This is a genomic window from Bartonella sp. M0192, assembly GCF_016102305.1.
GTDB classification, from domain to species: Bacteria; Pseudomonadota; Alphaproteobacteria; order Rhizobiales; family Rhizobiaceae; genus Bartonella; species Bartonella apihabitans.
The window spans coordinates 634895-661098 of sequence record NZ_JACFOU010000001.1; the positions used below are offsets into that span (position 1 = coordinate 634895).

Annotated in this window: 23 protein-coding genes, 1 other RNA gene and 1 pseudogene; 13 read left to right on the forward strand and 12 right to left on the reverse strand. The window is 46.8% G+C overall.

Annotated features, from left to right (window positions below; translation table 11 throughout):
• Nucleotides 1–235 precede the first annotated feature (235 nt).
• The 4 genes and pseudogenes from rpsO to H3S82_RS02800 all read left to right on the forward strand — a co-directional run bounded on the left by rpsO (nt 236) and on the right by H3S82_RS02800 (nt 4638).
• Entirely contained in the window at nt 236–505 is a 270-nt protein-coding gene (rpsO, locus tag H3S82_RS02785) for a 30S ribosomal protein S15 (RefSeq protein WP_198232615.1), read from the forward strand.
• Between the two features lie 207 nt (nt 506–712).
• Nucleotides 713–2848, forward strand: a pseudogene (pnp, locus tag H3S82_RS02790) (polyribonucleotide nucleotidyltransferase); the annotation flags it as partial.
• A gap of 556 nt (nt 2849–3404) precedes the next feature.
• On the forward strand, nt 3405–4406 hold the full coding sequence (locus tag H3S82_RS02795) for a class I SAM-dependent methyltransferase (RefSeq protein WP_198232617.1): 1002 nt from the start codon (nt 3405–3407) through the stop codon (nt 4404–4406).
• Nucleotides 4407–4491: 85 nt separating this feature from the next.
• A complete protein-coding gene (locus H3S82_RS02800) occupies nt 4492–4638 on the forward strand; it encodes a hypothetical protein (RefSeq protein ID WP_198237159.1) in 147 nt (48 codons plus the stop codon).
• 298 nt (nt 4639–4936) lie between these two features.
• Here the strand turns inward: H3S82_RS02800 and fabI are convergent, their stop codons facing one another.
• The 3 genes from fabI to fabA form a co-directional block, all read right to left on the reverse strand.
• Nucleotides 4937–5755: an enoyl-ACP reductase FabI gene (gene fabI / locus H3S82_RS02805; protein ID WP_077970157.1), complete on the reverse strand. Its 819-nt coding sequence runs from the start codon at nt 5753–5755 to the stop codon at nt 4937–4939.
• 47 nt (nt 5756–5802) lie between these two features.
• On the reverse strand, nt 5803–7023 hold the full coding sequence (gene fabB, locus H3S82_RS02810) for a beta-ketoacyl-ACP synthase I (RefSeq protein ID WP_077970159.1): 1221 nt from the start codon (nt 7021–7023) through the stop codon (nt 5803–5805).
• Nucleotides 7024–7084: 61 nt separating this feature from the next.
• Nucleotides 7085–7594 carry a 3-hydroxyacyl-[acyl-carrier-protein] dehydratase FabA gene (fabA, locus tag H3S82_RS02815; RefSeq protein WP_077970160.1) on the reverse strand — a complete coding sequence of 170 codons (510 nt, stop codon included), beginning with the start codon at nt 7592–7594 and terminating at the stop codon, nt 7085–7087.
• Nucleotides 7595–7878: 284 nt separating this feature from the next.
• Here fabA and irrA point away from each other — a divergent pair, with 284 nt between their 5' ends.
• Nucleotides 7879–8304: an iron response transcriptional regulator IrrA gene (irrA, locus tag H3S82_RS02820; protein ID WP_198232618.1), complete on the forward strand. Its 426-nt coding sequence runs from the start codon at nt 7879–7881 to the stop codon at nt 8302–8304.
• Nucleotides 8305–8639: 335 nt separating this feature from the next.
• Here irrA and H3S82_RS02825 read toward each other — a convergent pair whose 3' ends face one another.
• The 6 genes from H3S82_RS02825 to ffs all read right to left on the reverse strand — a co-directional run bounded on the left by H3S82_RS02825 (nt 8640) and on the right by ffs (nt 14516).
• A complete protein-coding gene (locus H3S82_RS02825) occupies nt 8640–9617 on the reverse strand; it encodes a cation diffusion facilitator family transporter (RefSeq protein WP_077970163.1) in 978 nt (325 codons plus the stop codon).
• Complete coding sequence (locus H3S82_RS02830) at nt 9618–10862, reverse strand: lytic murein transglycosylase (RefSeq protein ID WP_198232620.1); 1245 nt, start codon at nt 10860–10862, stop codon at nt 9618–9620.
• A gap of 3 nt (nt 10863–10865) precedes the next feature.
• Nucleotides 10866–11471, reverse strand: a complete 606-nt coding sequence (gene recR / locus H3S82_RS02835) for a recombination mediator RecR (RefSeq protein WP_075869749.1) — start codon at nt 11469–11471, stop codon at nt 10866–10868.
• Nucleotides 11472–11919: 448 nt separating this feature from the next.
• Nucleotides 11920–12243, reverse strand: a complete 324-nt coding sequence (locus H3S82_RS02840) for a YbaB/EbfC family nucleoid-associated protein (protein WP_198232622.1) — start codon at nt 12241–12243, stop codon at nt 11920–11922.
• Between the two features lie 5 nt (nt 12244–12248).
• Entirely contained in the window at nt 12249–14228 is a 1980-nt protein-coding gene (locus H3S82_RS02845) for a DNA polymerase III subunit gamma/tau (RefSeq protein WP_198232623.1), read from the reverse strand.
• Between the two features lie 190 nt (nt 14229–14418).
• Nucleotides 14419–14516, reverse strand: an RNA gene (gene ffs / locus H3S82_RS02850) — signal recognition particle sRNA small type.
• Between the two features lie 68 nt (nt 14517–14584).
• Here ffs and H3S82_RS02855 point away from each other — a divergent pair.
• Both H3S82_RS02855 and nudC read left to right on the forward strand, forming a co-directional pair.
• Entirely contained in the window at nt 14585–14995 is a 411-nt protein-coding gene (locus H3S82_RS02855; RefSeq protein WP_246785226.1) for an HIT domain-containing protein, read from the forward strand.
• A gap of 18 nt (nt 14996–15013) precedes the next feature.
• The gene (nudC, locus tag H3S82_RS02860; RefSeq protein WP_198232625.1) at nt 15014–15928 is read left to right on the forward strand and encodes an NAD(+) diphosphatase; all 915 of its coding nucleotides are present in this window, start codon (nt 15014–15016) and stop codon (nt 15926–15928) included.
• Between the two features lie 385 nt (nt 15929–16313).
• Here the strand turns inward: nudC and H3S82_RS02865 are convergent, their stop codons facing one another.
• Nucleotides 16314–17174, reverse strand: coding sequence for a prephenate dehydratase (locus H3S82_RS02865; protein ID WP_198232626.1), 861 nt, complete (start codon nt 17172–17174; stop codon nt 16314–16316).
• Nucleotides 17171–17911 (reverse strand): 3-deoxy-manno-octulosonate cytidylyltransferase, encoded by a 741-nt coding sequence (locus H3S82_RS02870; RefSeq protein WP_198232638.1) that lies wholly within the window; start codon nt 17909–17911, stop codon nt 17171–17173. Before H3S82_RS02870 ends, H3S82_RS02865 begins: the two co-directional genes overlap by 4 nt.
• 117 nt (nt 17912–18028) lie before the next feature.
• Between H3S82_RS02870 and H3S82_RS02875 the strand changes: the two genes are divergently transcribed.
• The 6 genes from H3S82_RS02875 to H3S82_RS02900 all read left to right on the forward strand — a co-directional run bounded on the left by H3S82_RS02875 (nt 18029) and on the right by H3S82_RS02900 (nt 25183).
• On the forward strand, nt 18029–18574 hold the full coding sequence (locus H3S82_RS02875; protein ID WP_198232627.1) for a cytochrome c family protein: 546 nt from the start codon (nt 18029–18031) through the stop codon (nt 18572–18574).
• A 59-nt stretch (nt 18575–18633) separates the two neighbouring features.
• Entirely contained in the window at nt 18634–20457 is a 1824-nt protein-coding gene (locus H3S82_RS02880) for an extracellular solute-binding protein (protein ID WP_198232628.1), read from the forward strand.
• Nucleotides 20458–20625: 168 nt separating this feature from the next.
• The gene (locus H3S82_RS02885) at nt 20626–21732 is read left to right on the forward strand and encodes a microcin C ABC transporter permease YejB (RefSeq protein WP_198232629.1); all 1107 of its coding nucleotides are present in this window, start codon (nt 20626–20628) and stop codon (nt 21730–21732) included.
• Nucleotides 21732–22892, forward strand: a complete 1161-nt coding sequence (locus H3S82_RS02890; protein WP_198232630.1) for an ABC transporter permease — start codon at nt 21732–21734, stop codon at nt 22890–22892. Before H3S82_RS02885 ends, H3S82_RS02890 begins: the two co-directional genes overlap by 1 nt.
• A complete protein-coding gene (locus H3S82_RS02895) occupies nt 22889–24514 on the forward strand; it encodes an ABC transporter ATP-binding protein (protein ID WP_198232631.1) in 1626 nt (541 codons plus the stop codon). Before H3S82_RS02890 ends, H3S82_RS02895 begins: the two co-directional genes overlap by 4 nt.
• 435 nt (nt 24515–24949) lie before the next feature.
• A complete protein-coding gene (locus H3S82_RS02900; RefSeq protein WP_198232632.1) occupies nt 24950–25183 on the forward strand; it encodes a hypothetical protein in 234 nt (77 codons plus the stop codon).
• A gap of 160 nt (nt 25184–25343) precedes the next feature.
• On the opposite strand, the gene H3S82_RS02905 is transcribed toward H3S82_RS02900, so the two are convergent.
• The gene (locus H3S82_RS02905) at nt 25344–26111 is read right to left on the reverse strand and encodes a molybdopterin-synthase adenylyltransferase MoeB (protein WP_198232633.1); all 768 of its coding nucleotides are present in this window, start codon (nt 26109–26111) and stop codon (nt 25344–25346) included.
• Between the last annotated feature and the right edge of the window lie 93 nt (nt 26112–26204).

The following is a 26204-nucleotide window of genomic DNA, read 5'->3' on the forward strand; positions in this document are numbered from 1 at the left end:
TTACCTATTCTTGTGTTTTTAATGTTTATTGACAAAAACCTGCTGATAAAGAAAAGTTCAAGAAAAATAGTCGAAAACTTTATCAAGCGAATAGCGGGGCTGGTAATTAACGCATAATTCCTATATATGAAGCGGACGTGCAGGTGTTTTTGCATCTGTCGTTTCATCGACCCTAGCTGGACGACATCCCGGCCGGGGCGTCTACAATGTCCCATTTTTTTGAAAGGATGAACCGATGTCGATTACTGCTGAACGTAAACAGGCTTTGATCAAAGAATATGCAACCAAGGAAGGCGATACAGGTTCGCCGGAAGTGCAGGTTGCTATTTTGTCAGAACGTATTGCCAATTTGACCGAGCATTTCAAAACCCACAAAAAGGATAACCATTCCCGCCGTGGTCTTTTGAAACTTGTTTCCCAACGTCGTCGTCTTCTCGATTACCTGAACGGTGTCGATGAAAAGCGTTACCAATCGTTGATTTCCAAGCTCGGCTTGCGTCGCTAAACAATCAAGGCGGGAAATCATAAGGTTTCCCGCCTTTCAATTTCTACAACTTGAAAAAGTCGCAGAAATCGAGGAACCGTCATGGGGCAGGATTGCCAGCCGCATCGGGAAAACATCGGATGCGCCTCGTTGTCTTGCCCACGACATGACTAAAGAACTGGACCGTTGAAAGGAATTTGTCCTCTCACGGTTAATCAAGGACAAGAAATGTTTTTTAACACTCACAAAGTAGAGATTGACTGGGCAGGTCGCCCGTTAACTCTTGAAACAGGAAAAATTGCCCGTCAGGCTGATGGTGCAGTTATGGCAACCTATGGCGAAACAATCGTTCTCGCCACTGTGGTTTCCGAAAAGGAACCCAAGCCCGGACAGGATTTTTTCCCGCTCACCGTCAACTATCAGGAAAAGACTTATGCAGCCGGTAAAATACCGGGAGGCTATTTCAAGCGCGAAGGTCGTCCGAGCGAAGGTGAAACATTGATTTCACGTTTGATCGACCGTCCGATCCGCCCGCTTTTTGCAGAAGGCTACAAAAACGAAACACAGGTCATCATCACTGTTTTGCAGCATGACCTTGAAAACAACCCCGACATTTTGTCGATGGTTGCAGCTTCTGCTGCTTTGACCCTTTCAGGTGTTCCTTTCATGGGACCGATTGGTGGCGCACGTGTTGGCTATATTAACGGCAAATATGTGTTGAACCCGAACATTGATGAAATGCCGGAATCAAAGCTTGATCTCGTCGTTGCTGGCACATCCGATGCTGTTTTGATGGTTGAATCGGAAGCACAGGAACTTAGCGAAGATGTGATGCTCGGCGCTGTCATTTTCGGTCATAACGGTTTCAAACCGGTCATTGATGCAATTATCAAACTCGCTGAAGTTGCCGCCAAGGAGCCGCGCGAATTTGCTCCGGAAGATTTGAGTGCTTTGGAAAAGAAGATGCTCAAATTTGCCGAAAAGGATTTGCGCAAGGCCTATCAGCTTACTGACAAACAGGAGCGTTATGCCGCAGTTGATGCAGTCAAAGCCAAGGTTGACGCGAAATTCATGCCGGAAGGCGAAGAAGAACCGGAATATAATGCGGAAGAAATCGCAACTGTCTTCAAACATTTGCAGGCAAAAATCGTTCGCTGGAATATTCTTGATAACGGCAGCCGTATTGATGGTCGCGATTTGAAAACAGTCCGTCCGATTTACACAGAAGTCGGTATTTTGCCGCGCACGCACGGTTCGGCATTGTTTACCCGTGGCGAAACACAGGCCGTCGTTGTTGCAACTTTGGGAACCGGTGAAGACGAACAATATATCGATTCGCTCACCGGAATGTACAAGGAAACCTTCCTTCTCCATTACAACTTCCCGCCATTTTCGGTTGGTGAAACCGGCCGTATCGGTTCTCCGGGACGCCGTGAAATCGGCCATGGAAAGCTCGCATGGCGCGCAATTCACCCGATGCTTCCATCGCAGGAAAGTTTCCCCTACACAATCCGAGCTGTTTCGGAAATTACCGAGTCTAACGGCTCGTCATCCATGGCAACCGTTTGCGGTACATCCTTGGCATTGATGGATGCCGGTGTTCCACTGCAACATCCTGTTGCCGGTATTGCTATGGGCCTCATCAAGGAAGGTGACCGTTATGCGATCCTTTCCGATATTCTCGGTGATGAAGACCATCTTGGCGATATGGATTTCAAGGTTGCCGGTACAGAAAATGGTGTCACTGCCTTGCAGATGGATATCAAGATCAACGGCATTACCGAAGACATTATGAAGGTGGCTCTCGGACAGGCCAAAGAAGGCCGTATCCACATTCTGGGTGAAATGGCCAAAGCTTTGACCGGAGCACGTGCCGAATTGGGTGAATATGCTCCGCGTATCGAGATGATGAATATTCCGGTCGACAAAATCCGTGATGTTATCGGTTCCGGCGGCAAGGTTATCCGCGAGATTACCGAGCAGACCGGTGCCAAGATCAATATCGAAGATGACGGCACGATCAAGATTGCATCTTCCGATGCCAAAACAATTGAAGCTGCCAAACGCTGGATCCATTCCATCGTTGACGAGCCGGAAGTTGGACAGATCTATCAGGGTACTGTTGTGAAGACAGCCGATTTTGGCGCCTTCGTCAATTTCTTCGGTCCTCGTGACGGTCTGGTTCACATTTCCCAATTGGCTCCCGAACGCGTCAACAAGACGACAGATGTCGTCAAAGAAGGCCAGAAAGTTTGGGTCAAGCTCATGGGATTTGATGAACGTGGAAAAGTCCGCCTGTCGATGAAGGTTGTCGATCAGGAAACAGGGCAGGAAATTCCGCGCGAAGAAGCTCCAAAGTCTGAAGATGCCGACCATGCTGAAAAACATGAAAAGCATGAAAAGGGCGAAAAGCACCACGAAGACAATGCTGAAAAGGGCGAGAGGGATGAAAAATCCGATAAGCCCGAAAAGAAACATCGTCGTAAAAAGAATGCCGATAAAGACAAAGAATAGTCTTTGAAACAATGTTCTATGGAAAAAGCCGCTCATGACGAGCGGCTTTTTTTGGCAATAGGAAACAAAGGAAAACGAGGTAAAACAATTTAAATCAAGGGAAATCAAACCGGCTTCTTTTCTTTTGATGACCAGTTTGAAATGAAAAAATTGACCCGCAAGTCCGATTATTTTTTTCAAAAACGGTTCATTCAAAAGTTGATTATTTCTTAAAACAAGTTTTTTGATAACGAATATCTTCAAAGAATTTGTGGCAGAAAACGAAAGTCTATTGTTGCAAAGCCTGGTGGCCGAACATTGTTCCGGTTGTTGTTTTCAATTTTGAAATTGCGCCTTCTTAAGCATAACGATAAAGGAACAACAATGCGGGCTTGTTAAAAAGCCTCCTTAAAAAAGCGAGTTCAAAATGTCGGTTTTTTTGCCTTTTTACCAGAACGTTATAGAACATCCACATCCGGAAAGTTTGTGGTGCGCATTCGGTTTGACAGAAAAACCGGAACAGGATTGGGCCAAATCACTCGAAATTATCCAGCCTTGGCGGGCGGATTTTTTAACGCTTCAACAGGCGGGCTTTCAATGCTTGCCTGAATTGTCCGATCAAGCAAAGAAATTTTCCGGCGGTCTTCTGGAGCTTAACAAGCATAAAAAACTGAACCAAAACCGGTTTCTCACGCTTTTGCGTGTAGTTGAAGCCGGCGGCACAATTATTGTCAGTGGCGATAAATTGTCCGGCGCCCAATCCTTTTTGAAATGGGTAAAGTCTATTGTTCCCGTAACACAAAAGCTCTCAAAAGCGCATGGCATTGTTTTCTGGTTGACTGTGCCGGAGGATCTTCCGGAAAAAGAGCTGGAAACGCTACAACAGCTTCCGCAGAGTTTTGAAAATGCCTTCACAACACAGGCAGGCATGTTTTCAAACGGGCGCATTGACCAAGGTTCGCAAATGTTGGTCAAACATATGGAGAGAGTTGTGTTTGGCAAAACGGCCGATTTTGGTGCCGGCTGGGGCTTTCTTTCCTATGAAGCGATCAAACATGCAAAAAAGCTTGTTGAGCTTGATCTTTATGAGGCCGATTATAATTCACTGGAAGCGGCGAAAACACATATAGGCAGCCTTCACACGTCCCTTAAGGTCGATTATTTATGGCAGGATATTACAAGCGAGCCGATAGATCGGATTTATGATACAATCCTATCGAACCCTCCATTTCATGACGGGCGCGCGGCAGATGTCTCATTGGGGCAAAAATTCATAAGTGTTGCAGCGCAAAGGTTGAAACCCGGTGGTTGCTTTCTCATGGTAGCAAACCGGCAATTGCCTTATGAAACGACTTTGCAAAAATGTTTCCGGAAAGTACTGCTTCTTGAAGAACAGAACGGCTTCAAAGTGATTGAAGCGCGCAAATGACGTTTATGAAAAGGGTTTAAAGAGGCGGGTGAAAAGACTTCGTAAACGTGTTTGATTATTTGTCGGAACTATCCGGAGTGCCGATTTGGTAATAAGTCGGGAAAAAGCAAATCCACTTCGCCGCAAGACAAAATGGCAAATAGAAACGCGTATCAAAAAACGCGAATTTGCCATCATAGACATACGGTCATTGACAGATTTGAAAATGAAGCCGGATCGTATTCTTCGCTAGAGAGGGCAACCAATAGGATAGGCGATCGCGTTCTAACGCGATTTTAGCTTCAAGGCTGTATTTTGATAAATTGGGGAACGGGCTCGAAGTTAAATGCGGCAATCAATGCCGGTAAATACGAGTATAAAGGTGTCTTACCGCACTGGTGTGACGGTTCTCTGCTATCAAGGAATCAATCTTGTCAAGGAGGGGCAGAAAGCCAGACCAATTAATAAAATGCAAGAACCAGCGTCGACAAGAAAACGGCAGTGGCAAAAGCAAATCCCACCAATCGACCTGAAATGAAACGCGGCGAAAATTATTCGCCGCGTGATTCGTCACTGTCTTTGAGCTCTTCCAGTATCGGCATGGACATAATATTATAGCCGCAATCGACATAATGAATGTCACCGGTCACACCGGAAGCCAAATCGGATAACAGATAAAGTGCCGATTTGCCGATTTCATTAATATCAACTGTGCGACGCAAAGGTGCATTGCGCTTTTGGTAAGAGAAAATTGCACGCGCTGCTCCAATACCATTGCCGGCAAGTGTGCGAACAGGACCCGCAGAAATTGCATTGACACGGATATTCTGCGGCCCGAAATCGGCCGCCAAATAGCGCACCATGGCTTCAAGTGCGGCTTTCGCAACGCCCATAACATTGTAATTAGGTACAACATGTTGGGATGCACCATAGGTCAATGTCAGCAACGCGCCACCGTTAGGCATCAGTCTTCCTGCGCGCTGGGCAATTTCGGTAAAGGAAAATGCAGAAATAACCATTGTGCGACTGAAATTTTCCCGCGTTGTCACATCGACATAGCGTCCTTTAAGCTGCGATTTGTCCGAGAAACCGATCGCATGAACGACAAAGTCGAGTGTGCCCCATTCTTTTTCCAGTCGATTGAAAACAGCATCGACCGAATCGATATTTTCAACATCGCATTCAAGCAAAAGCTTGGATCCGAGTTTTTCTGCCAAGGGGTGGACACGCTTTCCAAATGCATCTCCTTGATAGGTAAAAGCCAGTTCAGCCCCCGCTTTTGCGAGCTGACATGCTATTCCCCAGGCGATTGAATGGTCGTTCGCGACGCCCATTATGAGGCCGCGCTTGCCCTTCATCAAACCTTCCATCATATTCTCCGTAAGCCTGTGGCACTCTCGTAGCGAAAGTGTCCGGTTTATTCGTAACGCTGGAAAACCAGCGTTGCATTGGTTCCGCCAAAGCCGAAAGTATTTGACAGGACTGTGTTCAGTTTTTGGTTATCAAGACGTTTGCGTACAATCGGCATATCCGCAAACGCCGGATCAAGCTCATCAATATGAGCGCTTTCACAGATGAAATTATTTTTCATCATAAGAAGGGAATAAATTGCTTCCTGCACACCGGCAGCTCCAAGTGAATGTCCGGTTAGCGATTTTGTTGCCGAGATCGGCGGGCACGAATCACCCGAACCGAAAATCTTGCGGATCGCCTCTATTTCCGGTGGATCGCCAACAGGTGTGGATGTGGCATGGGGATTGATATAGTCAATTTTATTTTTGACAGTCGATAAAGCCATGCGCATGCAGCGCTCAGCCCCTTCACCGGAGGGAGCGACCATATCGTAACCATCGGATGTTGCACCATATCCGACGATCTCTGCATAGATTTTTGCACCACGTGCTTTGGCAACTTCCAGCTCTTCAAGCACCAGAACGCCGGCGCCTCCGGCAATGACAAAGCCGTCACGGCCGGCATCATAGGCACGTGAAGCACTTTCAGGCGTTGCATTGCGTTTACTCGACATTGCCCCCATCGCATCAAAGAGCACCGACAATGTCCAATCAAGATCTTCGCAACCACCGGCAAAAACACGATCCTGCTTGCCAAACTGGATAAGTTCATAGGCATTACCAATGCAATGGTTGGATGTCGCGCAGGCGGATGAAATCGAATAGTTCACGCCTTTGATCTTGAAAAAAGTCGCCAATGTTGCCGATGCAGTCGAACTCATCGCTTTTGGCACAGCAAAAGGACCAACGCGTTTGGGGCCTTTTTGGCGGGCAATGTCGGCCGAGTCTACGATTGTCCGCGTTGAAGGCCCGCCGGAGCCCATAATAATACCGGTTTTCGGATTGGAAACTTCGTCGGATGAAAGCCCTGCATCGGCAATTGCCTGATCCATAGCGATATGGTTCCAAGCAGTTCCCCGCCCGTGAAAACGCATGGCACGCCGGTCAACCAGTGCCTCAATGTCAATCTGCGGCATGCCGTAGACCTGGCTGCGGAAGCCCAGATCTGCATATTCTTGCGAAAAACTGATACCGGATTTCGCTTCGCGCAAACTATTGAGGACAGCTTCAGGGTTATTCCCGATTGATGAGACAATTCCCATACCGGTTACAACTACTCGACGCATCAGTATCTCCTTGGGTTCATATAGAACTGGCCTCTATCGCCCTTCCTATTTGAAAGAATACTCACTCTTCCTTGAATAAGGCTACACGCAAATCGGCTGCCTTATAAATTATTTCACCATCAGCTTTGACAAAGCCATCGGCAATACCGAGAACGAGCCGACCACGCATGACACGCTTGAAATCAATTCCATATTCGACAAGTTTTGTCTTCGGGGTAACCATTCCGGAAAATTTCACTTCTCCTGTTGATATCGCACGTCCCTTGCCGGGTTCGCCCAGCCAACCGAGGAAAAAACCGGTGAGTTGCCATAAAGCATCAAGCCCCAAACAGCCAGGCATGACCGGATCACCAATAAAATGGCAGGCAAAAAACCATAAATCCGGTGTGATATCGAATTCGGCACGAATCAGACCTTTGTCGTGTTCACCGCCATTTTCACTGATTTCGGTAATACGGTTGAACATCAACATTGGCGGAGCCGGCAATTGTGCATTGCCTTTTCCGAACATTTCACCGCGTGCGCAGCTTAAAAGCTCTTCATACGTGTAGCTAGACTTTTGTTCAGCCATTGTTACTCCATCCGTCAGCACTTTATAACTCTTAGCGCTTTTTTACGACATACTCTTAGAGCATATTCAACAATGTTGAAACCGCTTTTCGACAGTTTTTGATGACAAATCGTGATCTCGGTCAATTTTATTTGCGATATTGATGTTAATAAGCCGGTAGAAGTGGGGAAAAACGCGGTTTTAAAGGTGATGACAATATTCAAGTATACTTGATTGCAAATGCTTTTCAGTATATATAATTTAGTCGGAATTGGTGGGAAACATCAAACAACGCGGAAAAAATAGTGATTTATCATTCGCCGGTAGAATTGGAAAAACGCTTACGCGAAATAGGATTGCGGCCAACACGGCAACGCATGGCTTTGGCTGATCTATTATTCTCTAAAGGAAACCGTCATATTGCCGCTGAAGAATTGCATGAGGAAGCGGTGAAGGCTTCGATTCCGGTTTCTCTGGCAACAGTCTACAATACGCTTCATCAATTTACCGAGGCAGGGCTTTTGCGGATTATCGCCGTTGAAGGTTCGAAAACTTGGTTCGACACCAATACATCCGATCACCATCACTTCTTTCTGGAAGGCGAGAACGAGATTGTGGATATTCCTTCGGGCCCCGAAGGAAAACCAATTGTCGGCAATTTGCCCGAACCACCGGAAGGCATGGAGATTTCCCATGTCGATCTTATCGTAAGATTGCGCCAGAAAGATTAAGCCGGATAGACGGTCAAAGACTATCTTTTCGAATTATATTTACTGCAGAAATTCTGGTAACATGAACCGGAACTTTCGAACTGCTAAAAGCATATTCTGGCAGCACGCGCAGGCATAAAACAGTGCGGGTTTTGTTAAGTGCCGGTTTTGTTAAAGGCGGACGGCAGCGGTTTTCACTGTTCTTTTGAATGCTCATATCCTGTTCGACAAAATAGCCGAGTATGTCGGACAGATGAGGATTATTATATTATTGAGTTCATAGTAATTTTTTAAAATTTTATTTTGTCGGATTAAAACCGGAAAGATCGGCTTTGTAGAGGCGGTGGGGCTGTTTTCTACTCTTCATCGCTATCATTATTGTCTTCGTGGTTTGCTTCGATTTTTTTCCGTCTTCTCGCCCAGATACCGGCTGTTTGCGGCTTTACGAAAAAACCCACCACTTCCGGTCTTGCAATAGCCAAATTCCTTTCAATACGCAGTACGCATTCTTCTATCTTTGGTGCGGTCAGTTTGTCCTCGAATTCGAGACTGACATTGACAACCACCTGATTGGGACCCATTTGCTGGGTAATAATTCCGTTGACTTTTTGCACGTCGGGGTCGGCAGATACAATGTTGAAAATTGCTTTTTGCACCTCGGGAAGGGCAGCCTCGCCAAGCAGCAATCCTTTACATTCGCGTGCAAGAAAAATTGCTGTGACAGCAAGGATGACGGAAATTCCAAGTGAAGCGATACCATCAAAAATAAAATTGCCGGTAAGAATTGAAGCGGTAATGCCGCTTAAAGCAATCGCGATACCTAAAAGTGCCGCACTATCTTCGAAAAGAATGGAAAAAACAGTCGGGTCCTTGGAACGGTGAACAGCAGCAAGATAGCCAAGTTTACCTTTTGTGCGGCGGAAATGTCGCAAAGCCAAAAGCCAGGACGTTCCTTCAAAAAACACCGATAGACCCAAGACAATATAGTTGACGGTTACATTATGGATTTCCGCAGGGTTGAGAACGTGTAAAACACCTTCAAAAAAGGATACGCCGGCGCCCAATGCAAAGACCAGCAAGGCAACGATAAAACTCCAGAAATAAAGCTCCCGTCCGTGGCCGAAAGGATGCACACGATCAGGTGGAATGGATGCACGCTTGAGACCGTGCAATAATAATAATTCATTGCCGGTGTCGACAATCGAATGCACACCTTCTGACAACATAGCCGAAGAACCGGTGAAAGAAGCGGCAACAAATTTGGTAAGCGCAATGAGAAGATTGCCTGCGAGTGCCGCATAGATGACTGTTTTGGAACCGGAATGTGATGCCATTTAGCGAATATCCGCAATTAAAGAACGACTCGGAAAACAGGTCGGCTTCTGTCCGTGTTTTTGCTGCCATAAGCCAATTGAGCGGCGGGTTTTGAAACCTGCAAAACCATCGGCTTTGCCGATATCATATCCTTGCGATTGCAATTTTGTTTGCAAGTTTAAAACGTCCGATTGATAAAGCTCGTCAATTTTTTGCCATGGCTCGATAAAGCCACGTTTTCCCTCAATTCCGTCAGAGACTGTAGCGATAAAAAGCGCATAAAGGTCGCTCATATTATAGGATTTCAACACATAGAAATTGTCGGTTACAAGAAAGGCTGGCCCTAGACGTCCCTCCGGCATCAGGAGATAGAGCGGACGACTTTTATCAAGCGCGGGGACGTTTTTATCGGACAGCGGTAACACGCCGAGCTTTTGCCATTCGCTTAACATTTTCCCCTGATCGGGCCCTTCCAGAAAACAGCCGACAGTTTCGGGAACTTTAACTTCATAGCCCCAACCGGCATTCGCCTTGTAACCGTTAAGCTTGAGGTAGTTTGCAATAGAAGCGAGAGTATCGGGTGTTGATGTCCAGATATTACGATGGCCATCACCATCAAAATCGACAGCGTATTTCAAATAGGATGTTGGCATGAATTGCGGTTGGCCTAACGCACCCGCCCATGAACTTTTCATGGAAGCCGCATCCATGTAATGGTCCTGTACAATCGTCAACGCAGCGATAAGCTCGGTTTTGAACATGTCTTTACGTGTGCTCATAAACGCTTTGGTTGCGAGAACTTCAAAAGCATTATAGGGAATTTTGACACTACCATAATTGGTTTCTCGTCCCCATATGGCAAGTGCAACCGAGGCCGGAACGCCATATTGTTTTTCTATTTTTTTTAAAGCTCCACGATTTTCTGACAATTGTGTTTTGCCGTCACTAACAAGGCGAGCAAGTGTTTTTGCCGAAAAATAATTGGCCGGTGCGCTGAATTCCGCCTGATGTTGGCGCCTTTGCGCTTTCGGTTTTTCTCCCGGAATCACAAGGTCGGGTAATGCGAGATTGGGCACAACTGTGGAGAGGGCTTCAGAAAATGTTCCGGCCGAAATTCCTGATTTGAGAGCCTCTTTATAAAAGTCCTTGTTAAGCCAATCGGTAAATTGCCCGTTGATCGCATCACGATCAATGGCGGAGGCATTTGCCACCAAAGCAGCAAAGAGAAGGATAAATGCTGTAAAAAAACGGAGCGTTTTCAACATTCTTCAAAGACTCGTCCTTGCTCGTAGGGCTGCAGCCAAAGTACCATCATCAAGATAATCAAGTTCACCGCCAACAGGAACGCCATGTGCCAAACGCGTAATTTTCACCGGATAGGGGTGGAGCTGGTCAGTGAGATAATGGGCTGTTGTCTGGCCTTCAATCGTTGCATTGACCGCAAGTATCACTTCCTTGACATTGCCTTCGGCCACACGGTTCACAAGACTTGCAATGTTAAGATCATCCGGCCCAATGCCATCAAGAGGCGAAAGGTGCCCGCCCAGAACATGATATTTGACCTGCATGGTGCCCGCCCGTTCCAGCGCCCAAAGATCGGAGACATCTTCGACAACAATGATTGTGGATTGATCGCGCCTCGGGTCGGTGCAAACTGAACAGGGGTCGGATGTATCCACATTACCGCAGACAGAACAGATACGTATCTTTTCGGCAGCATCCTGCATGGCAAGGCCTAGCGGCTTCAATAAAGCTTCTTTTTTCTTGATCAGGAAAAGTGCAGCCCGTCTTGCCGAACGTGGCCCGAGACCGGGAACACGTGCAAGAAGTTGGATGAGCTTTTCTATTTCTGGACCCGCGAGATGTTTCGACATGGATGAACTCTTTTAAAAATATATATGCAAACTTCCGGAAAATACCAGTTGTTGAGTGAAACCGGTAAATCGGGCTCTTTTTTGATAGGAAGAGCGGGAAGGAATGGCGTAAAACAAGGAACGTTTAATTAAAGTAATTGCTTCAAGCAATTTTTCTTCACGCCATTTCTTGATTACGTTTCGACAGCATGATTATCCAGTTTAATTCTCCCTTTGTGAAAAACGCAAAAGCATTTTCATGCAAGATACACTCATTCACATATCAAGCCGCAAGACATGAAGTACAGGGTTGTAACGGAAGAATTGAAGTCTGGCAGCTATTTGACAGGCCGTTTACCGGTTGTGGTTGGTTCACCGAAAACAAAAGCCGTTGTTCTTTTAATAAAACAAAGCTTTTGTGATGGCTTCTATTTGTCTTCATCTCTCGGCGAGAATCGACGCAAATATATCAGAACGGCAGTTTGAAACCGGGAGGGATTGGTAGGCCGGCAGTAATTTCTTTGGTTTTTTCAGCCATTGTATTTTCAATTTTTGCTTTGGCTTCATTATGGGCAGCCATAATCAGGTCTTCGAGAATTTCAACCTCATCAGCTTTTACCAGTGAAGGATCAATCTTGATTGCAGAAATGGTTCCCTGACCGGTCAAAGTCACGCTGACCAGACCACCGCCGGATGTTCCTGTTTCCTGAATATTTGCCATTTCTTCTTGCATGGCCTGCATTTTTGCCTGCATTTCTTTGGCTTTTTTCATCATACCCATCATGTCACGCATGGGATTTACTCTCCTTGGTCATTTTCGTCGTCTTCACCAGTCATATCGTCATTATTGGTCAAATCAAGGCCATCGTCGGATTTGTTGACACGCACATCGACAATTTTTGAACCGGGGAAATATCTCAAAATCTTGGCAATATCGGGGTCGGCTTCGGCATCGGATAGAAGTGCCTGATGGGCTTTCTCGTCCTCTTCACGCAAAGTTAATCCGCCGCCTTCGTTGACGACCGTTACTGTCCAGCGTTCGCCTGTCCATTCTCGGAGCATTTTGGCTATGTCATGAGCAAAAAAACGTGGCATACCTTCGGCAGGTTCAAACTCGATACGGCCTTGGCGGAACGAAACCGGACGCACAAATTCCTTGACCAGCAGTTTGAACTGCATGTCATTATGTTTGTCGGCAAGATCGACAACATCCTGCAAGGAATGAAGAATAACCTTGTTTACTTCCGGCTCGCTGTTCTTTTCGGCTGTTTCATTATTTTTTGCGGTGTCTTGCAAAGCCTGTTCGTCCGGCTCCAAAGCGGCCGAAGACGTGCTCACCAGTTGCATGGTTGGTGCTTTTTGCGGGGAAGGGCCTTGAAAATTCCCCTGTTCCGTCCGCGTATTATTGTGAGCGCTATTGTCACTCTCTGCACGGGCAGTTTCATGACTTTCGGTTTGGTTGGCATTGCTATGGCTAGTTGAATTATCCGCCAAGGTATTTTCTTGTGCGGATTTTTGTTCAGAAATGTTTTTTCCAGAATCAACATTCACACCATGCGAATCATCTGCAGCTTTTCCTACATCGGAACTTTGCGGAAGCTTGATGGCAGGCTTTCCCTCGCCAAGGGCTTTCAGCGCCTCGTCAAGCGTTGGCAAATCGGCAGCATGTGTGAGGCGGATCAGAAGCATTTCGGCAGCATCAATAGGACTTGCAGCCGAATCAACCTCTTGTGTGCCTTTAAGAAGCATCTGCCAGGTGCTCGAGAGAACGCGCACGGACAGTTTTTTGGAAAAATCAAGCCCGCGTTCCCGCTCTTCCTCGACAAGCGAAATATCATCAGCAATTTCGGGCGTAAAACGCAGTCTCGTCACCAGATGATTGAAATCGGCAAGCTCGTTCAAAATGACAAGCGGGTCGGCACCACCGTCATATTGATCGCGAAATTCTTTCAAAGCGCCGGCAACATCGCCTTTCATAATCATTTCAAAAAGGTCGATAATGCGGGTGCGATCGGCAAGCCCCAACATGGTACGCACAGAAGCGGCATCGACTTTGCCGCCACCATGGGCAATGGCCTGATCAAGAATTGAAAGCGCATCGCGAACAGAACCTTCTCCGGCACGGGCAATCATAGCAAGAGCACTGTCTTCGGCCTCGATTTTTTCAAGATCGGAGATTTTTCTCAAATGAGCTGCCAGAACATTCGAATCAACCCGCCGCAAATTATAGCGTTGGCAACGCGACAAGACAGTCACCGGAACTTTGCGGATTTCTGTTGTGGCAAAAATAAATTTTACATGCGGCGGTGGTTCTTCCAATGTTTTTAACAGACCATTGAAGGCCTGTGTCGAAAGCATATGGACTTCGTCTATAATATAGACTTTGAAACGGGCGGCAACCGGACGATAGCGAACCTGTTCGATGATTTCTCTTATATCGTCAATACCGGTATGGGATGCCGCATCCATTTCGATTACGTCGACGTGCCGGCCTTCCATAATGGCTTTACAATGTTCGCCGAGCTTGTCCATATGGATTGTCGGTTTATCGATTGTGTCGGTCTTGTAGTTGAGTGCACGCGCAAGAATGCGGGCTGTCGTGGTTTTTCCAACGCCACGAACGCCTGTCAACATCCATGCTTGCGGTATCCGTCCACTATCGAATGCGTTTGTAAGTGTGCGCACCATCGGCTCCTGACCGATAAGGTCGGAAAAATTTTGCGGCCGATATTTTCGGGCGAGGACGCGATAACCTGTCTCTGCCTCAGTGCTTTCCATGTGTTCTTCCAGTTTCCGAAATGTAATTTTCCTGAATGTGAACTTTGACGACGTCTGCGTCAACCAATTGTGTTGAATATAGGATTTCAGAAGGGAATTTTCGACAGTTCAGGCAATTTTTCACAATGCCATTGCCCGAATTTTCCAATAAACAAGACGTGACCTGAATAAGATGTGATTGGTATAATGAGTGGGAGGCTGGCACTGTGACCCGTGCCGAAGCTCGTTAGGGCTGCTTCCTTCCGGACCTGACCCGGTTGGCGAGTGGCTCGTCCACCACCAACCTCCCGGCGTTCATATCGCTAATTTGAAACAAAAAAGCAAGTCGTGAAACGAAAAACATGGAGATAAATACGTTGCAACAGCCATTTAAACTTGATCCACGTTTGGAAAAAGACAGTTTTTTCATTGTCGAGCTTGCCTTATCCGATGTCCGGCTCATGAATGATTCCCGCTGGCCATGGCTCGTCGTCGTCCCCCGCATTGCCGGAGCAGAAGAAATACATCATCTTTCCGTTGATGATGAACAGGTCCTTGTTGCCGAAATGAACGAGGTTGCCGTAGCACTTGAAGCCATCACCGGATGCGATAAAGTTAACACAGCCGCTATCGGCAATGTCGTGCGACAACTCCATGTGCATATTATCGCGCGCAACGAAGGCGATATAAATTGGCCGAAAACGGTCTGGGGATACGGAGAACCCGTTCCCTATAGCGATGAAGCCGCTCATAAGCTTATTCGTAAGCTGCAACTGAGGCTCGATTGAATTAAGGCTGGATTGAATATGACATCTTCTGCAATTGCATTTATCGGAAACCCTATCAACCGTCAGCTTGAGAAGCGTACGGATACAATCGTGGCCGAGCAAAGAAACCATCATGCGCATTTTATTGTGCTCAACGGTTTTTCAATCGTCTATCGGAATATTAGCGGGATAGCCGATCTCTATCTTGATGAAAAATCATTAGAGCTCTTCAAGCCGCAATGGGAAGAAGCCTGCCTGCTTGGTTGGGAAGATGAAAATCCGGTTATTGCTTTGCCGGTTGAAGAATTTGCCGGTCAACCCCCTTCACCATTCAATCAGGTGGGGTTGAGGGAAGCTTATAGCCGCGCACTTTTTAGCCAGACACAATCGGGCGTTCTCGCACAAGCCTATTCATTGCTCATGTGGCACAAAAATAACCGTTTTTGTTCGCGTTGTGGGAAGCCCAGCCGGATTGCGGCAGGTGGTGCAAAACGCATCTGCACGGCTTGCGGGACCGAGCATTTTCCACGAACAGATCCGGTTGCCATCATGCTTGTCCATTTTGGGGACAAGTGCCTGCTTGCCCGCACACCGAGTTTTGAAAAGGGGCGTTATTCCTGCCTTGCCGGTTTTGTCGAACAGGGCGAGACATTGGAAATGGCAGTGCGTCGGGAAACACGCGAGGAAATGGGAATACCGGTGGGCAAGGTGGTCTATATTGCGTCCCAACCTTGGCCGTTTCCGCATTCTTTGATGCTCGGTTGTCATGCCGAAGCGCTCGACGACAAGATTACCATCGGCTATGACGAGATGGAAGACGGGCGCTGGTTTACCCGTCAGGAAGTCGCACTCATGATGGCCGGTCGCCATGAACAAGGCCTGCATTTGCCACCCCGCGCAGCAATTGCCAATTTTTTGATAAGGGAATGGCTGGAAAAGAAGTTTATCGACTAGGATATGGTTTTTGGTGGCGGTGGTTTTTGTGAACTTTGAAAAATCGCCGCTATATAATTTAGCCGAGTGCCTCGAAATTATCCGCTTGTGGTTTTTGTTTGAAACAGCTTGTCTTTACGGCTCGCAACCGAACACTCTGACCGAACGGAAAATACAAAAACCACTTTTGTTTATCTCAAGCTTTGAGAGCGGCTATTTCTCTACCCCTCATCATTATGGCCAAAAAATTCTTACCCGATTGTCTTCAATCTATAAACAGTATGGCTTGCCAAAAGCAGGATAAAAGTCCGGCTGAAAATTCATTCTCGAAACGCACAAACAACACCCCACAAATTTCTGCCGATTTCTGTGATTTACGAGCACCGTCCCGCTGAGCCGGTGAACCTCACCCATAGATTTTCGTGTCGCGGACAGGACTTGCCGGATAGACACCGACTATTCTGACCTTGGTCGAGAAGAAGCCTAGTTCTTCCAAAGCAAGGCGCACCATCGGCTGATCGGGATGGCCTTCAATATCGGCAAAAAATTGAGTTGCGTTGAATGTGCCGCCAACCTGATAGCTTTCAAGCTTTGTCATGTTGACGCCATTGGTCGCAAAACCTCCCATGGCTTTATAAAGTGCTGCCGGAACGTTGCGCACACGGAAAAGAAAACTGGTCACGACCTTTTCGCCGTTTTCCGGTTTTGGTGCGCGTTTCTCTTCCCGCGAGAGGATAACAAAACGCGTTACATTATTTTCCGAATCTTCAACATTTTCTTCAATAATATCCAGGCCGTAAAGTTTAGCAGCAAGTTTTGGTGCAAGGGCCGCCTGTGTGCGGTCACCTGCCTGTTTGATGAATTTGGCAGCGCCCGCCGTGTCGGATGAAACGACCGCCTGCCAATGATTGTCGCGGATAATTTTGCGGCATTGTCCCAATGCATGGATGTGGCTATGAACCGATTTTATCTCTTCACGTTTGACACCCGGCAGCACCATCAATTCAAAATGGATCGGTAAAAAATATTCGCCAATGATGAAAAGTTTTGTTTGCGGCAGCAAATGGTGAATATCGGCAACACGTCCGGCAAGTGTATTTTCAATCGGAATCATGCCAAGGTCGGCTTCTCCGCTCTCGACCGCATGCAAAGCATCTTCAAATGTCGTGCAGGGTAACGGCTCCATATCCGGAAATACGTTCCGGCAAGCCGTATCGGAATTGGCGCCGTAATCACCTTGGAACGCTATTTTATTGGTTTTTGTCATTTTCCCGCTCTGATCATTTCTCTTGCGTGTTCGAGATCTTCAATTGTATCAACCCCTAAAGGCACGGTTTCGATAATTTCGGCATCAATACGCATGCCTGCTTCAAGCGCACGCAATTGTTCAAGGCTTTCCCGCTTTTCAAGATAGGAAGGCTGTAGCGAGACAAAACGCTGAAGTGCCTTGCGCTTATAGGCATAAAGGCCGATATGGTGGTAAAGCGGCCCTTTGCCATAGGGTGCGGTCGCGCGGGTGAAATAAAGGGCGCGCAATCTGGTTTTTCCGATCGGCGAACCGACGATTTTTACGACATTCGGATTGAACTTTTCCTCTTCAACCGAAATTTCAGCCCCCAAAGTGGCAATATCCGTTTCAGGGTTTTCAAGTGGTTCCAATGCTGCGGCAATTTCATGCGGCGCAATCGTCGGCAAATCACCTTGTACATTGACGATGACATCAAAACGGTTATCAGGATCAAGAAGCGTTAATGCCTCACAGATGCGATCGGAACCCGACTGGTGGTCGGGACGTGTCATGACAGCTTCCATTCCATGTGCTTTGACAGCATTGGCAACCTCTTCATGGTCGGTTGCAACAACCACTCTCCCGAGATTTGCCTTATTGGCGCGTTCGGCAACGTGAACAATCATCGGCTTTCCGGCAATATCGGCCAGAGGCTTTCCGGGAAGTCGTGTTGAAGACATGCGGGCAGGAATAAGTATAAGAGTAGAAAAAGCCATCATCATCGTCCTGAAGATTATTATCCCAGTTTATTGTATCGATTTATAGATGTTGCGTTGATGACGCAAAAGACTTAAATTTTCAACATCTATAAAATTTAAGCGACCGAATTTTTTATGAAGGTATCCACTGTCAACGACCTTATTGCCGCCTGTCTTCTCTGGGCTGTTTTTCTTTTTGTGATCGTTTATGGCAGTGACCTTGTTTATGACCATCAGCAACCTGCAAAAATCGTTTATCCTATTAGTGGTGAGGAAGCACCGGTTACCGAAAAGGTAGAGCCGAAACAACAAATATCACTGGCGACAAGGCTTCAACAGGCTGATATAGAAAATGGCCGCAAAGTATTCGGCCAATGTGGTTTATGCCATACACCGGCAAAAAATGGCCCTGCGCGTGTCGGCCCACCTTTATATGGAGTAGTCGGAAGGCCATTTGCTTCCGTTTCCGAATACACCTATTCGCGCGCTATGCGGGCAGAAAATGGCAAGAGATGGGACTTCGCAACGCTTGACGCCTATCTTGCTTCCCCGCGTAAATATATTCCCGGAACGGCCATGGCTTTCAATGGTGTGAAGGATGAGAAAGACAGAGCCGATCTTATTCTTTATTTGCGTAGTCTTTCCGATGAACCGGTTGAATTGCCACATTTAACCCCTTAAGAATAACAATCAATAAAATCTGTTTTCTATTGGCTATATTGAAATCGATTGGGGATTTGATGAAACTCGGATTGGCTTTTTGTCTCTTTTTCGCCCTTAATAGTATAGCTATCGCCGATCCCGAGTGGCGCACGAGCCTGTCTCTTGGAGTTGAACCCAAATATGGCGCCAATTTTACCCATTATGATTATGTCAATGTGAATGCGCCCAAAGGCGGCACTTTTAACGATAGTCGCACCGGCACATTCAACAGTTTCAACCCTTATATTGTCACGGGTACACCTGCAGCGGGTTTTTCTTCCCGCGGCGGTGGGGAACAATATGACACACTGATGGCACCTTCGACCGAAGAAACGTCGGTCAACTATCCCCTTATTGCCGAGGCTGCACAATATCCCGACGATTTTTCGTGGGTAAAATTCCGCTTGAACAAAAAAGCCCGATGGCATGACGGTCGCCCCATTACCGCCGAGGATGTGGTGTGGAGCTTCAATGTTTTGAAAAGCAATTCGCCATTTTTCAACAATTATTATCATTCGGTCAAAAAAGCCGAAAAAACCGGTGACAATGAAGTCACGTTTGTGTTTGAAGAAAAAGGCAATCGCGAACTCCCTTATGTGATGGGGCAAATGCCGGTTTTACCTCAACATTGGTGGGAGGGGACCGATGAAACGGGTAAAAAAAGGGATATTACTGCGCCAACTCTCGAAATACCTTTGGGATCAGGGCCTTACGAAGTTGAAAGTTTTATAGCCGGAAAATCGATCACGTGGAAAAGGGTTGAAAATTATTGGGCAGCCGATCTTCCCGTTAATCGTGGGCGGTTCAATTTCGATAAAGAGCATTATAGCTATTTTCTTGATCCGAACGCTGCATGGGAAGCCTTCAAAAAAGGTAATCTCGTCGACTGGAATTTGGAAAACCGTATCCAGCGCTGGAACCAGAGCTATGATTTTCCTGCGGTCAAAAACGGGCAAGTTATCCGGCGCAGTTTCGCCTTTCACGGCTCGGGACGTATGCAAGGGTTCTTTATCAATACCCGCCGCCCGCAATTTGCCGACCGGCGCGTGCGTCAGGCACTCAGCCTCGCTTTTGACTTCGAGTCTCTCAATAAATCGTTGTTTTTTAATGATTATCATCGTATCTTAAGCTATTTTGACGGGCTTGATCTCGCGGCAAAAGGTTTGCCGCAGGGAAAGGAACTTGAAATTCTTGAAACGGTTAAAGATGAGGTGCCGGCCGAAGTCTTTACCACCCCCTTTTCCAACCCCGTTTATGACAAGCCCGATTCATCAAGGCGCTATCTGACAGAAGCCATGCGTTTGTTGAATGAAGCCGGTTGGCATCTGGAACAGAACCGGCTTGTCAATAAAAAGGGTGAAGTTTTCACATTGGAAGTGATGTTGAGTGACATGGCATTCGAGCGTGCAACAGCACCTTTTATAGCCAATCTTCAACGTTTGGGAATCGATGCATCCATGCGTGTGGTTGATGCTTCACAATATCAAAATCGTGAAGCAAATTTCGATTTCGATCTTGTCATCAAGGTCATCGGCCAAAGCGATTCACCCGGCAATGAACAATTGGAATATTGGGGCTCGAAAGCCGCTGATCGGCCGGGTAGCTATAATGTTGCGGGTATTAAAAATCCGGCCGTCGACAAACTTATCGAACGTGTCATCTATGCAAAAGATCGTGAGGAACTCGTTGCTGCAACCCGTGCTCTCGACCGTGTTTTGTTGTGGAATTATTATGTTATTCCCCAATGGTATGCCGAACATCTCAATATTGCCTATTGGGACAAATTCGGCATTCCCGAACCGCAACCGGAAGCAAGCGGCGTTGATATTCCCTCATGGTGGGTAAAAAACGACAAAAACTAGAACTGCGGTGGGCTAGAATTGCCAAGAACCGGAATTGCTGAAAAATCAGCTGTTTGTCATTTGTTTACCATAAATGTTCCAGAATAGGGGTTCAATTGAACGCACCGGTTTGATTCGCATGTTGCGAGCCTAACAAAACTCATACCGGCAAAAGGATGAAAGAGAGATATGGCGGCCTATATAGCGCGGCGTTTGCTGCTGATTATACCGACATTGATCGGCATTTTGACGGTGACATTTGTCATTGTGCAATTTACTCCCGGTGGCCCTATCGAGAATATTATTGCACAATTGCAAGGGACCGGTGGCGATGCCATGGGGCGGGTTGCCGGCGGTGGTGGTGACCTCGGGCTTTCATCAGAGGTAACGTTACAGGGTAGCGACGCGAGTGCCAAATATCGTGGTGCACGCGGCCTCGATCCGGAGTTTATTGCAAAACTCGAAAAGCAGTTCGGTTTTGATAAACCTCCGCTTGAACGTTATTTTACGATGTTGTGGAATTATATCCGTTTCGATTTCGGGGATTCCTATACGCAAGGGCGTTCTGTCGTAGATCTTATCAAAGGTGCCTTGCCGGTTTCGATTTCTTTAGGGCTATGGCAATTGTTGATTTCTTACGCAATTTCCATTCCTCTCGGTATCCGCAAGGCCGTCAAGGATGACTCCACATTCGATATATGGACAAGTGCTGTTATCATTATCGGCTATGCAATACCGAGTTTCCTGTTCGGTATTCTGTTAATGGTGCTTTTTGCCGGAGGGTCATTCTTCGACTGGTTTCCATTGAGCCATTTGACATCGGAAAATTTTGATGAATTGTCGCTTGGCGGCAAAATTCTGGATTATTTCCACCATCTTGCTTTGCCACTCACAGCAATGGTTATTTCGGCTTTCGCCACCACAACATTGCTGACCAAAAATTGTTTTCTGGAAGAAATCAGAAAGCAATATGTGGTGACGGCACGGGCAAAAGGTTTAAGCGAACACGCTGTTCTTTACGGGCATGTTTTCCGCAACGCGATGCTTGTTGTTATTGCAAGTTTTCCGGCAGCTTTCATTGCGTCATTCTTCACCGGTTCACTGCTTATCGAAATGCTATATTCGTTAAACGGAATGGGGCTTTTAAGCTATACATCCATTGTCAATCGTGATTATCCGGTCGTGTTCGGTTCGCTCTATATTTTCTCGTTGATCGGTCTTGTTGTGAGCCTTATTTCCGATCTCACCTATATGCTTGTCGATCCACGTATCGATTTCGAGAAGAGGGACGTTTGATGAGCGAGCAAACTTCCGGACAGACAATCGGCGTGGCAAAGCCAGTAAAACCCCGCCGCAACAAAAGGCCGTTTTTGTCGCCGCTTAATGAACGGCGCTGGAGAAACTTCAAGAAAAACCGTCGCGGCTGGTGGTCGTTGTGGATTTTCCTTATTCTTTGCCTGTTTTCTTTTGGTGCCAATTTCATTGCAAATGACCGGCCGATTATCGCATCCTATAAAGGCGAACTGCTTTTTCCGGTGCTTTTCGACTATCCCGATTCCAAGTTTGGCGGTGTCCTTGCAACGGTCGATTTCCGGGAAGAATATATCAAAAAAGAAATCAACGAACATGGCTGGGCAATATGGCCGCCGGTGCATTATTCCTATGATACAACAGTCGGCAACAAGCCTGTTGCGCTGGCTCCGCCATTCTGGCTCCAGAGTAAAGACGAGCGTTGCAAAAATTATGCTCTCGGCGCAAAGGATCCCGAATGCACAATCGGAAACTGGAACTGGCTTGGTACAGATGACCAGACACGTGATGTTTTTGCGCGTGTGCTTTACGGTTTTCGTGTTTCCATATTGTTTACCGTTATTTTGACGGCGGTTTCTTCGATTATCGGCATTGCTGCCGGTGCGGTGCAGGGATATTTCGGCGGTTGGGTCGATCTCATTTTCCAGCGTTTCATCGAAATCTGGTCTTCGGTTCCCGCGCTTTATCTCATCATCATTATGGCGGCGGTTCTTGCCCAGGGCTTCTGGGTTCTGCTAGGAATTATGTTGCTGTTCCAGTGGGTGGCGCTGGTTGGCGTCGTGCGTGCGGAATTTTTGCGGGCCAGAAATTTTGAATATGTCAATGCGGCAAGGGCGCTGGGCGTGCCGAATATCACGATCATGATACGCCATCTTCTCCCCAATGCCATGGTTGCGGCACTTACCTATTTGCCGTTTTTGTTGACAGCCGGTATCTCGACTTTGACCGCGCTTGACTATCTCGGTTTCGGTTTGCCTCCGGGGTCGGCCTCGCTTGGAGAACTCATGCGGCAGGCAGCAACCAATCTCAATGCTCCGTGGATTGGCATTACCGGCTTTGTTGCTATTGCGGTCATGTTGTCGCTTCTGGCTTTCATCGGTGAAGCCGCCCGTGATGCTTTCGATCCGAGGAAGACATTCCAATGACAGCTTTGCTCAGTGTTCGCGACCTTTCAGTGATGTTTCGTCAAGATGGCAAGGAAACACTTGCCGTCGATCACGTCTCGTTTGACATCAATTCCGGTGAAACACTCGCGCTTGTCGGCGAATCGGGTTCGGGAAAGTCTGTAACCGCGCTTTCTATTTTGAAGCTTTTATCCTATCCGATGGCAAGCCACCCTTCAGGCGAAATCTTTTTTGACAATAAGGATTTGATAAAGCTTGATGAAAAATCTTTGCAGAAAGTTCGCGGTAAAGACATTGCAATGATTTTTCAGGAACCGATGACCTCGCTCAATCCCCTTCACACGGTCGAACGGCAGGTAAGCGAGGTGATGAAAGTTCATGAGGGCATGTCGGATAAAGACGCTCGCCAACGCACGATCGAGCTTCTCACTCAAGTGGGGATCCGCGAGCCGGAAAAACGCTTGTCGTCATTTCCCCATCAATTATCCGGCGGTCAGCGGCAACGCGTTATGATTGCAATGGCACTTGCCAATAATCCGAAACTTCTTGTTGCCGACGAACCGACAACCGCACTTGATGTAACAGTACAGGCGCAAATTCTCGAACTTCTTGAAAAGCTCAAGCAAGAGCGTTCGATGTCTATGCTCTTTATTACCCATAATCTCGGTATTGTGCGTAAATTTGCCGACCGTGTTTGTGTCATGACTGGGGGCAAAATTGTCGAGACAGGAAAAACCGCCGATATTTTTAATCACCCGCAACATGACTATACCAAAAAACTGCTTGCCGCAGAGCCGAAAGGAAATCCGCCGAAAGCCGATAAAAACGCTCCTGTTGTCATGGAAGGGGAAAAGGTCAGGGTCTGGTTTCCTGTTAAAAAAGGGTTTTTCCGCCGCACGGTCGATTATATCAAGGCGGTCAATGATATTGACGTGACCATACGTGAAGGACAGACATTGGGCGTTGTTGGCGAATCCGGTTCGGGAAAAACCACGCTGGGTCTCGCGCTCACACGTATGATCTCTTCACAAGGCCATATTCGTTTTAACGGGAAAGATATTGAACATTTTTCCTTCAAACAGATGCGACCTTTGCGCCGTCATATCCAGATTGTTTTTCAGGACCCGTTCGGCTCGCTGTCGCCAAGAATGTCGGTCGGTGAAATTATCGCCGAGGGGCTGCTCATTCACGAGAAAAATCTGAATTACGAAGAACGCGATGAGCGTGTTGTCCGCGCGTTAGAAGAAGTCGATCTTGATCCCGAGACGCGCAATCGTTATCCGCACGAATTTTCCGGTGGTCAACGCCAACGCATCGCGATAGCCCGCGCCATGGTTCTCAATCCACGTTTTGTGATGCTCGATGAACCGACATCGGCTCTTGATATGAGCGTTCAGGCACAAGTGGTCGATTTGTTGCGCACTCTTCAACAAAAGCACAATCTTGCCTATCTCTTCATCAGCCATGATCTGAAAGTTGTCAAAGCCTTGGCCAATGATCTTATTGTCATGAGAAATGGTCAAATGGTCGAACATGGACCGGCGGAAGAAGTGTTTTCATCACCGAAAACCGAATATACCAGAGCTTTGATGAATGCCGCTTTCGATTTAAGTGTCGATAAGAATGACATTGATGAAGCTTGATATTTATCAAGCGTGAATGTGGACAAGCAAAGCAAAACTGCAATTTCTGGTTATAAAAACTGATCGGCCATTTTTTAATCGGCAAACTTTTCTGGCCGGTCGAGTTTTTGCTTTCACATATTTTGAATTTTTCTTGTGTTTTCTTTGGGTGAAATAAAAATCGGAGCAATAAAACATCAGCAGAAACATCAAGGCGAAAGTGCATCACATGGCTAAAATAGCCCGGTGAAATAACAATTCTCAAAATTACTTTTTTGTTCAACAATGCGCATAAGAGAGGATTTTTCGGGTTTCAAAACCGGCAATTGTCGGAAGTGTTTTGCCGAAGTTATGAAAGAGCGATAGAGCCTTTCAACGAAATAAAGCCTGAAGTCTTGAAAAGTTTTTAATCCGCTCAATGTCTTTTAGCTGTAAGACTTTCAGGAGAAAGACATTATGACAAAAGCACATAAAAATGGGCATAAGTCACCCGAACATAAAAACAGGCCAGAAAATAGACATGAGCGCCGTCACGAGACTATGCCAGATGGTACTGCCTATAAAACCAATGAAACGCTTCTCGATGCGGGTAATCTTGAAGATTATAACGGTCCATTATCGGATTCCGACAGTCCATTATTGGAAAAGAACATTGCTTCCGATAATTTATCGACCGACAAACAGAAATAGTCCTTTCAGAATAACTGGTCCCGACATTCAAAATAGCCCGACTTTACTGGAAAGACGGGGCTGGAACGACAGAGTTGGAAAGACGCGGCTAAAAATAGTGCTTCAAGAGGCGTTGTTTTAAAAGAACAAGGCATTGTTTTAAACAAGACAAACAGCGTTTTTATTTTTGTGTCGAGGCTCTTTTTTTATAGCGGATTGTTTCGAAACGGGCTGATAACCCGTCGTAAAGGAGCAGCCTTCCGACAAGCGGTTCACCGCAACCGGTAATGATTTTTATGGCTTCCATGGCTTCTAACGAACCGATAACACCGGGAAGAGCACCGATGACGCCTGCTTCTGCACATGTCGGTACAACGCCTTTGGGTGGCGGGGTCGGAAAGAGATCGCGATAGGATGGGTGTTCACCGCCAAGATAGGGCATGAGTACGGTTAAAGACCCGTCAAAACGACCGATTGCACCGCTTACAAGCGGTTTTTTCAAAATTTCGCAACTATCAGCGAGAAGATAACGGGTGGTGAAATTATCCGAACCATCAATGACAAGATCGAATTTGCCGATAATTTCGGTAGCATTTTCTTCCGTTAGTCTTAAAGGATAAAGGTCGAGTTTGACATGCGGGTTGATCGCTTTAAGCGTTTCGGCAGCACTTTTAGTCTTTTTTTCACCGATTGCCGAAGTTTTGTGGATAACCTGCCGTTGCAGGTTTGAAAGCGAAACCACATCATCGTCGACAATGCCGAGAGTGCCGACACCGGCGGCTGCAAGATAGGTTAAAACCGGCGCTCCAAGTCCGCCCGCACCGACAACCAGCACTTTTGCAGCTTTAAGTTTCTGTTGACCGGCACCTCCGATTTCCGGCAAAAGAATGTGGCGTGCATAGCGCTCTATTTCTTCCTTGTTTAATTTTTCGTCTGGTGCTTGCGTCATGCCTTAACCCTTGTCATATTTCATTCCTATCTAGTGACTCATGGTACGATTGACCAGCCCGCTTTGATTACCCGCTTTGATTATATGAGGCAA

What these genes read in the sequence shown, in the direction of transcription:
- rpsO (WP_198232615.1), top strand. Translation starts at nt 236, where the DNA reads ATGTCGATTACTGCTGAACGTAAACAGGCTTTGATCAAAGAATATGCA.
- H3S82_RS02795 (WP_198232617.1), top strand. Translation starts at nt 3,405, where the DNA reads ATGTCGGTTTTTTTGCCTTTTTACCAGAACGTTATAGAACATCCACAT.
- fabI (WP_077970157.1), bottom strand. Translation starts at nt 5,755, where the DNA reads ATGGAAGGTTTGATGAAGGGCAAGCGCGGCCTCATAATGGGCGTCGCG.
- fabB (WP_077970159.1), bottom strand. Translation starts at nt 7,023, where the DNA reads ATGCGTCGAGTAGTTGTAACCGGTATGGGAATTGTCTCATCAATCGGG.
- fabA (WP_077970160.1), bottom strand. Translation starts at nt 7,594, where the DNA reads ATGGCTGAACAAAAGTCTAGCTACACGTATGAAGAGCTTTTAAGCTGC.
- H3S82_RS02825 (WP_077970163.1), bottom strand. Translation starts at nt 9,617, where the DNA reads ATGGCATCACATTCCGGTTCCAAAACAGTCATCTATGCGGCACTCGCA.
- H3S82_RS02830 (WP_198232620.1), bottom strand. Translation starts at nt 10,862, where the DNA reads ATGTTGAAAACGCTCCGTTTTTTTACAGCATTTATCCTTCTCTTTGCT.
- recR (WP_075869749.1), bottom strand. Translation starts at nt 11,471, where the DNA reads ATGTCGAAACATCTCGCGGGTCCAGAAATAGAAAAGCTCATCCAACTT.
- H3S82_RS02840 (WP_198232622.1), bottom strand. Translation starts at nt 12,243, where the DNA reads ATGCGTGACATGATGGGTATGATGAAAAAAGCCAAAGAAATGCAGGCA.
- H3S82_RS02845 (WP_198232623.1), bottom strand. Translation starts at nt 14,228, where the DNA reads ATGGAAAGCACTGAGGCAGAGACAGGTTATCGCGTCCTCGCCCGAAAA.
- nudC (WP_198232625.1), top strand. Translation starts at nt 15,014, where the DNA reads ATGACATCTTCTGCAATTGCATTTATCGGAAACCCTATCAACCGTCAG.
- H3S82_RS02865 (WP_198232626.1), bottom strand. Translation starts at nt 17,174, where the DNA reads ATGACAAAAACCAATAAAATAGCGTTCCAAGGTGATTACGGCGCCAAT.
- H3S82_RS02870 (WP_198232638.1), bottom strand. Translation starts at nt 17,911, where the DNA reads ATGGCTTTTTCTACTCTTATACTTATTCCTGCCCGCATGTCTTCAACA.
- H3S82_RS02875 (WP_198232627.1), top strand. Translation starts at nt 18,029, where the DNA reads ATGAAGGTATCCACTGTCAACGACCTTATTGCCGCCTGTCTTCTCTGG.
- H3S82_RS02880 (WP_198232628.1), top strand. Translation starts at nt 18,634, where the DNA reads ATGAAACTCGGATTGGCTTTTTGTCTCTTTTTCGCCCTTAATAGTATA.
- H3S82_RS02885 (WP_198232629.1), top strand. Translation starts at nt 20,626, where the DNA reads ATGGCGGCCTATATAGCGCGGCGTTTGCTGCTGATTATACCGACATTG.
- H3S82_RS02890 (WP_198232630.1), top strand. Translation starts at nt 21,732, where the DNA reads ATGAGCGAGCAAACTTCCGGACAGACAATCGGCGTGGCAAAGCCAGTA.
- H3S82_RS02895 (WP_198232631.1), top strand. Translation starts at nt 22,889, where the DNA reads ATGACAGCTTTGCTCAGTGTTCGCGACCTTTCAGTGATGTTTCGTCAA.
- H3S82_RS02900 (WP_198232632.1), top strand. Translation starts at nt 24,950, where the DNA reads ATGACAAAAGCACATAAAAATGGGCATAAGTCACCCGAACATAAAAAC.
- H3S82_RS02905 (WP_198232633.1), bottom strand. Translation starts at nt 26,111, where the DNA reads ATGACGCAAGCACCAGACGAAAAATTAAACAAGGAAGAAATAGAGCGC.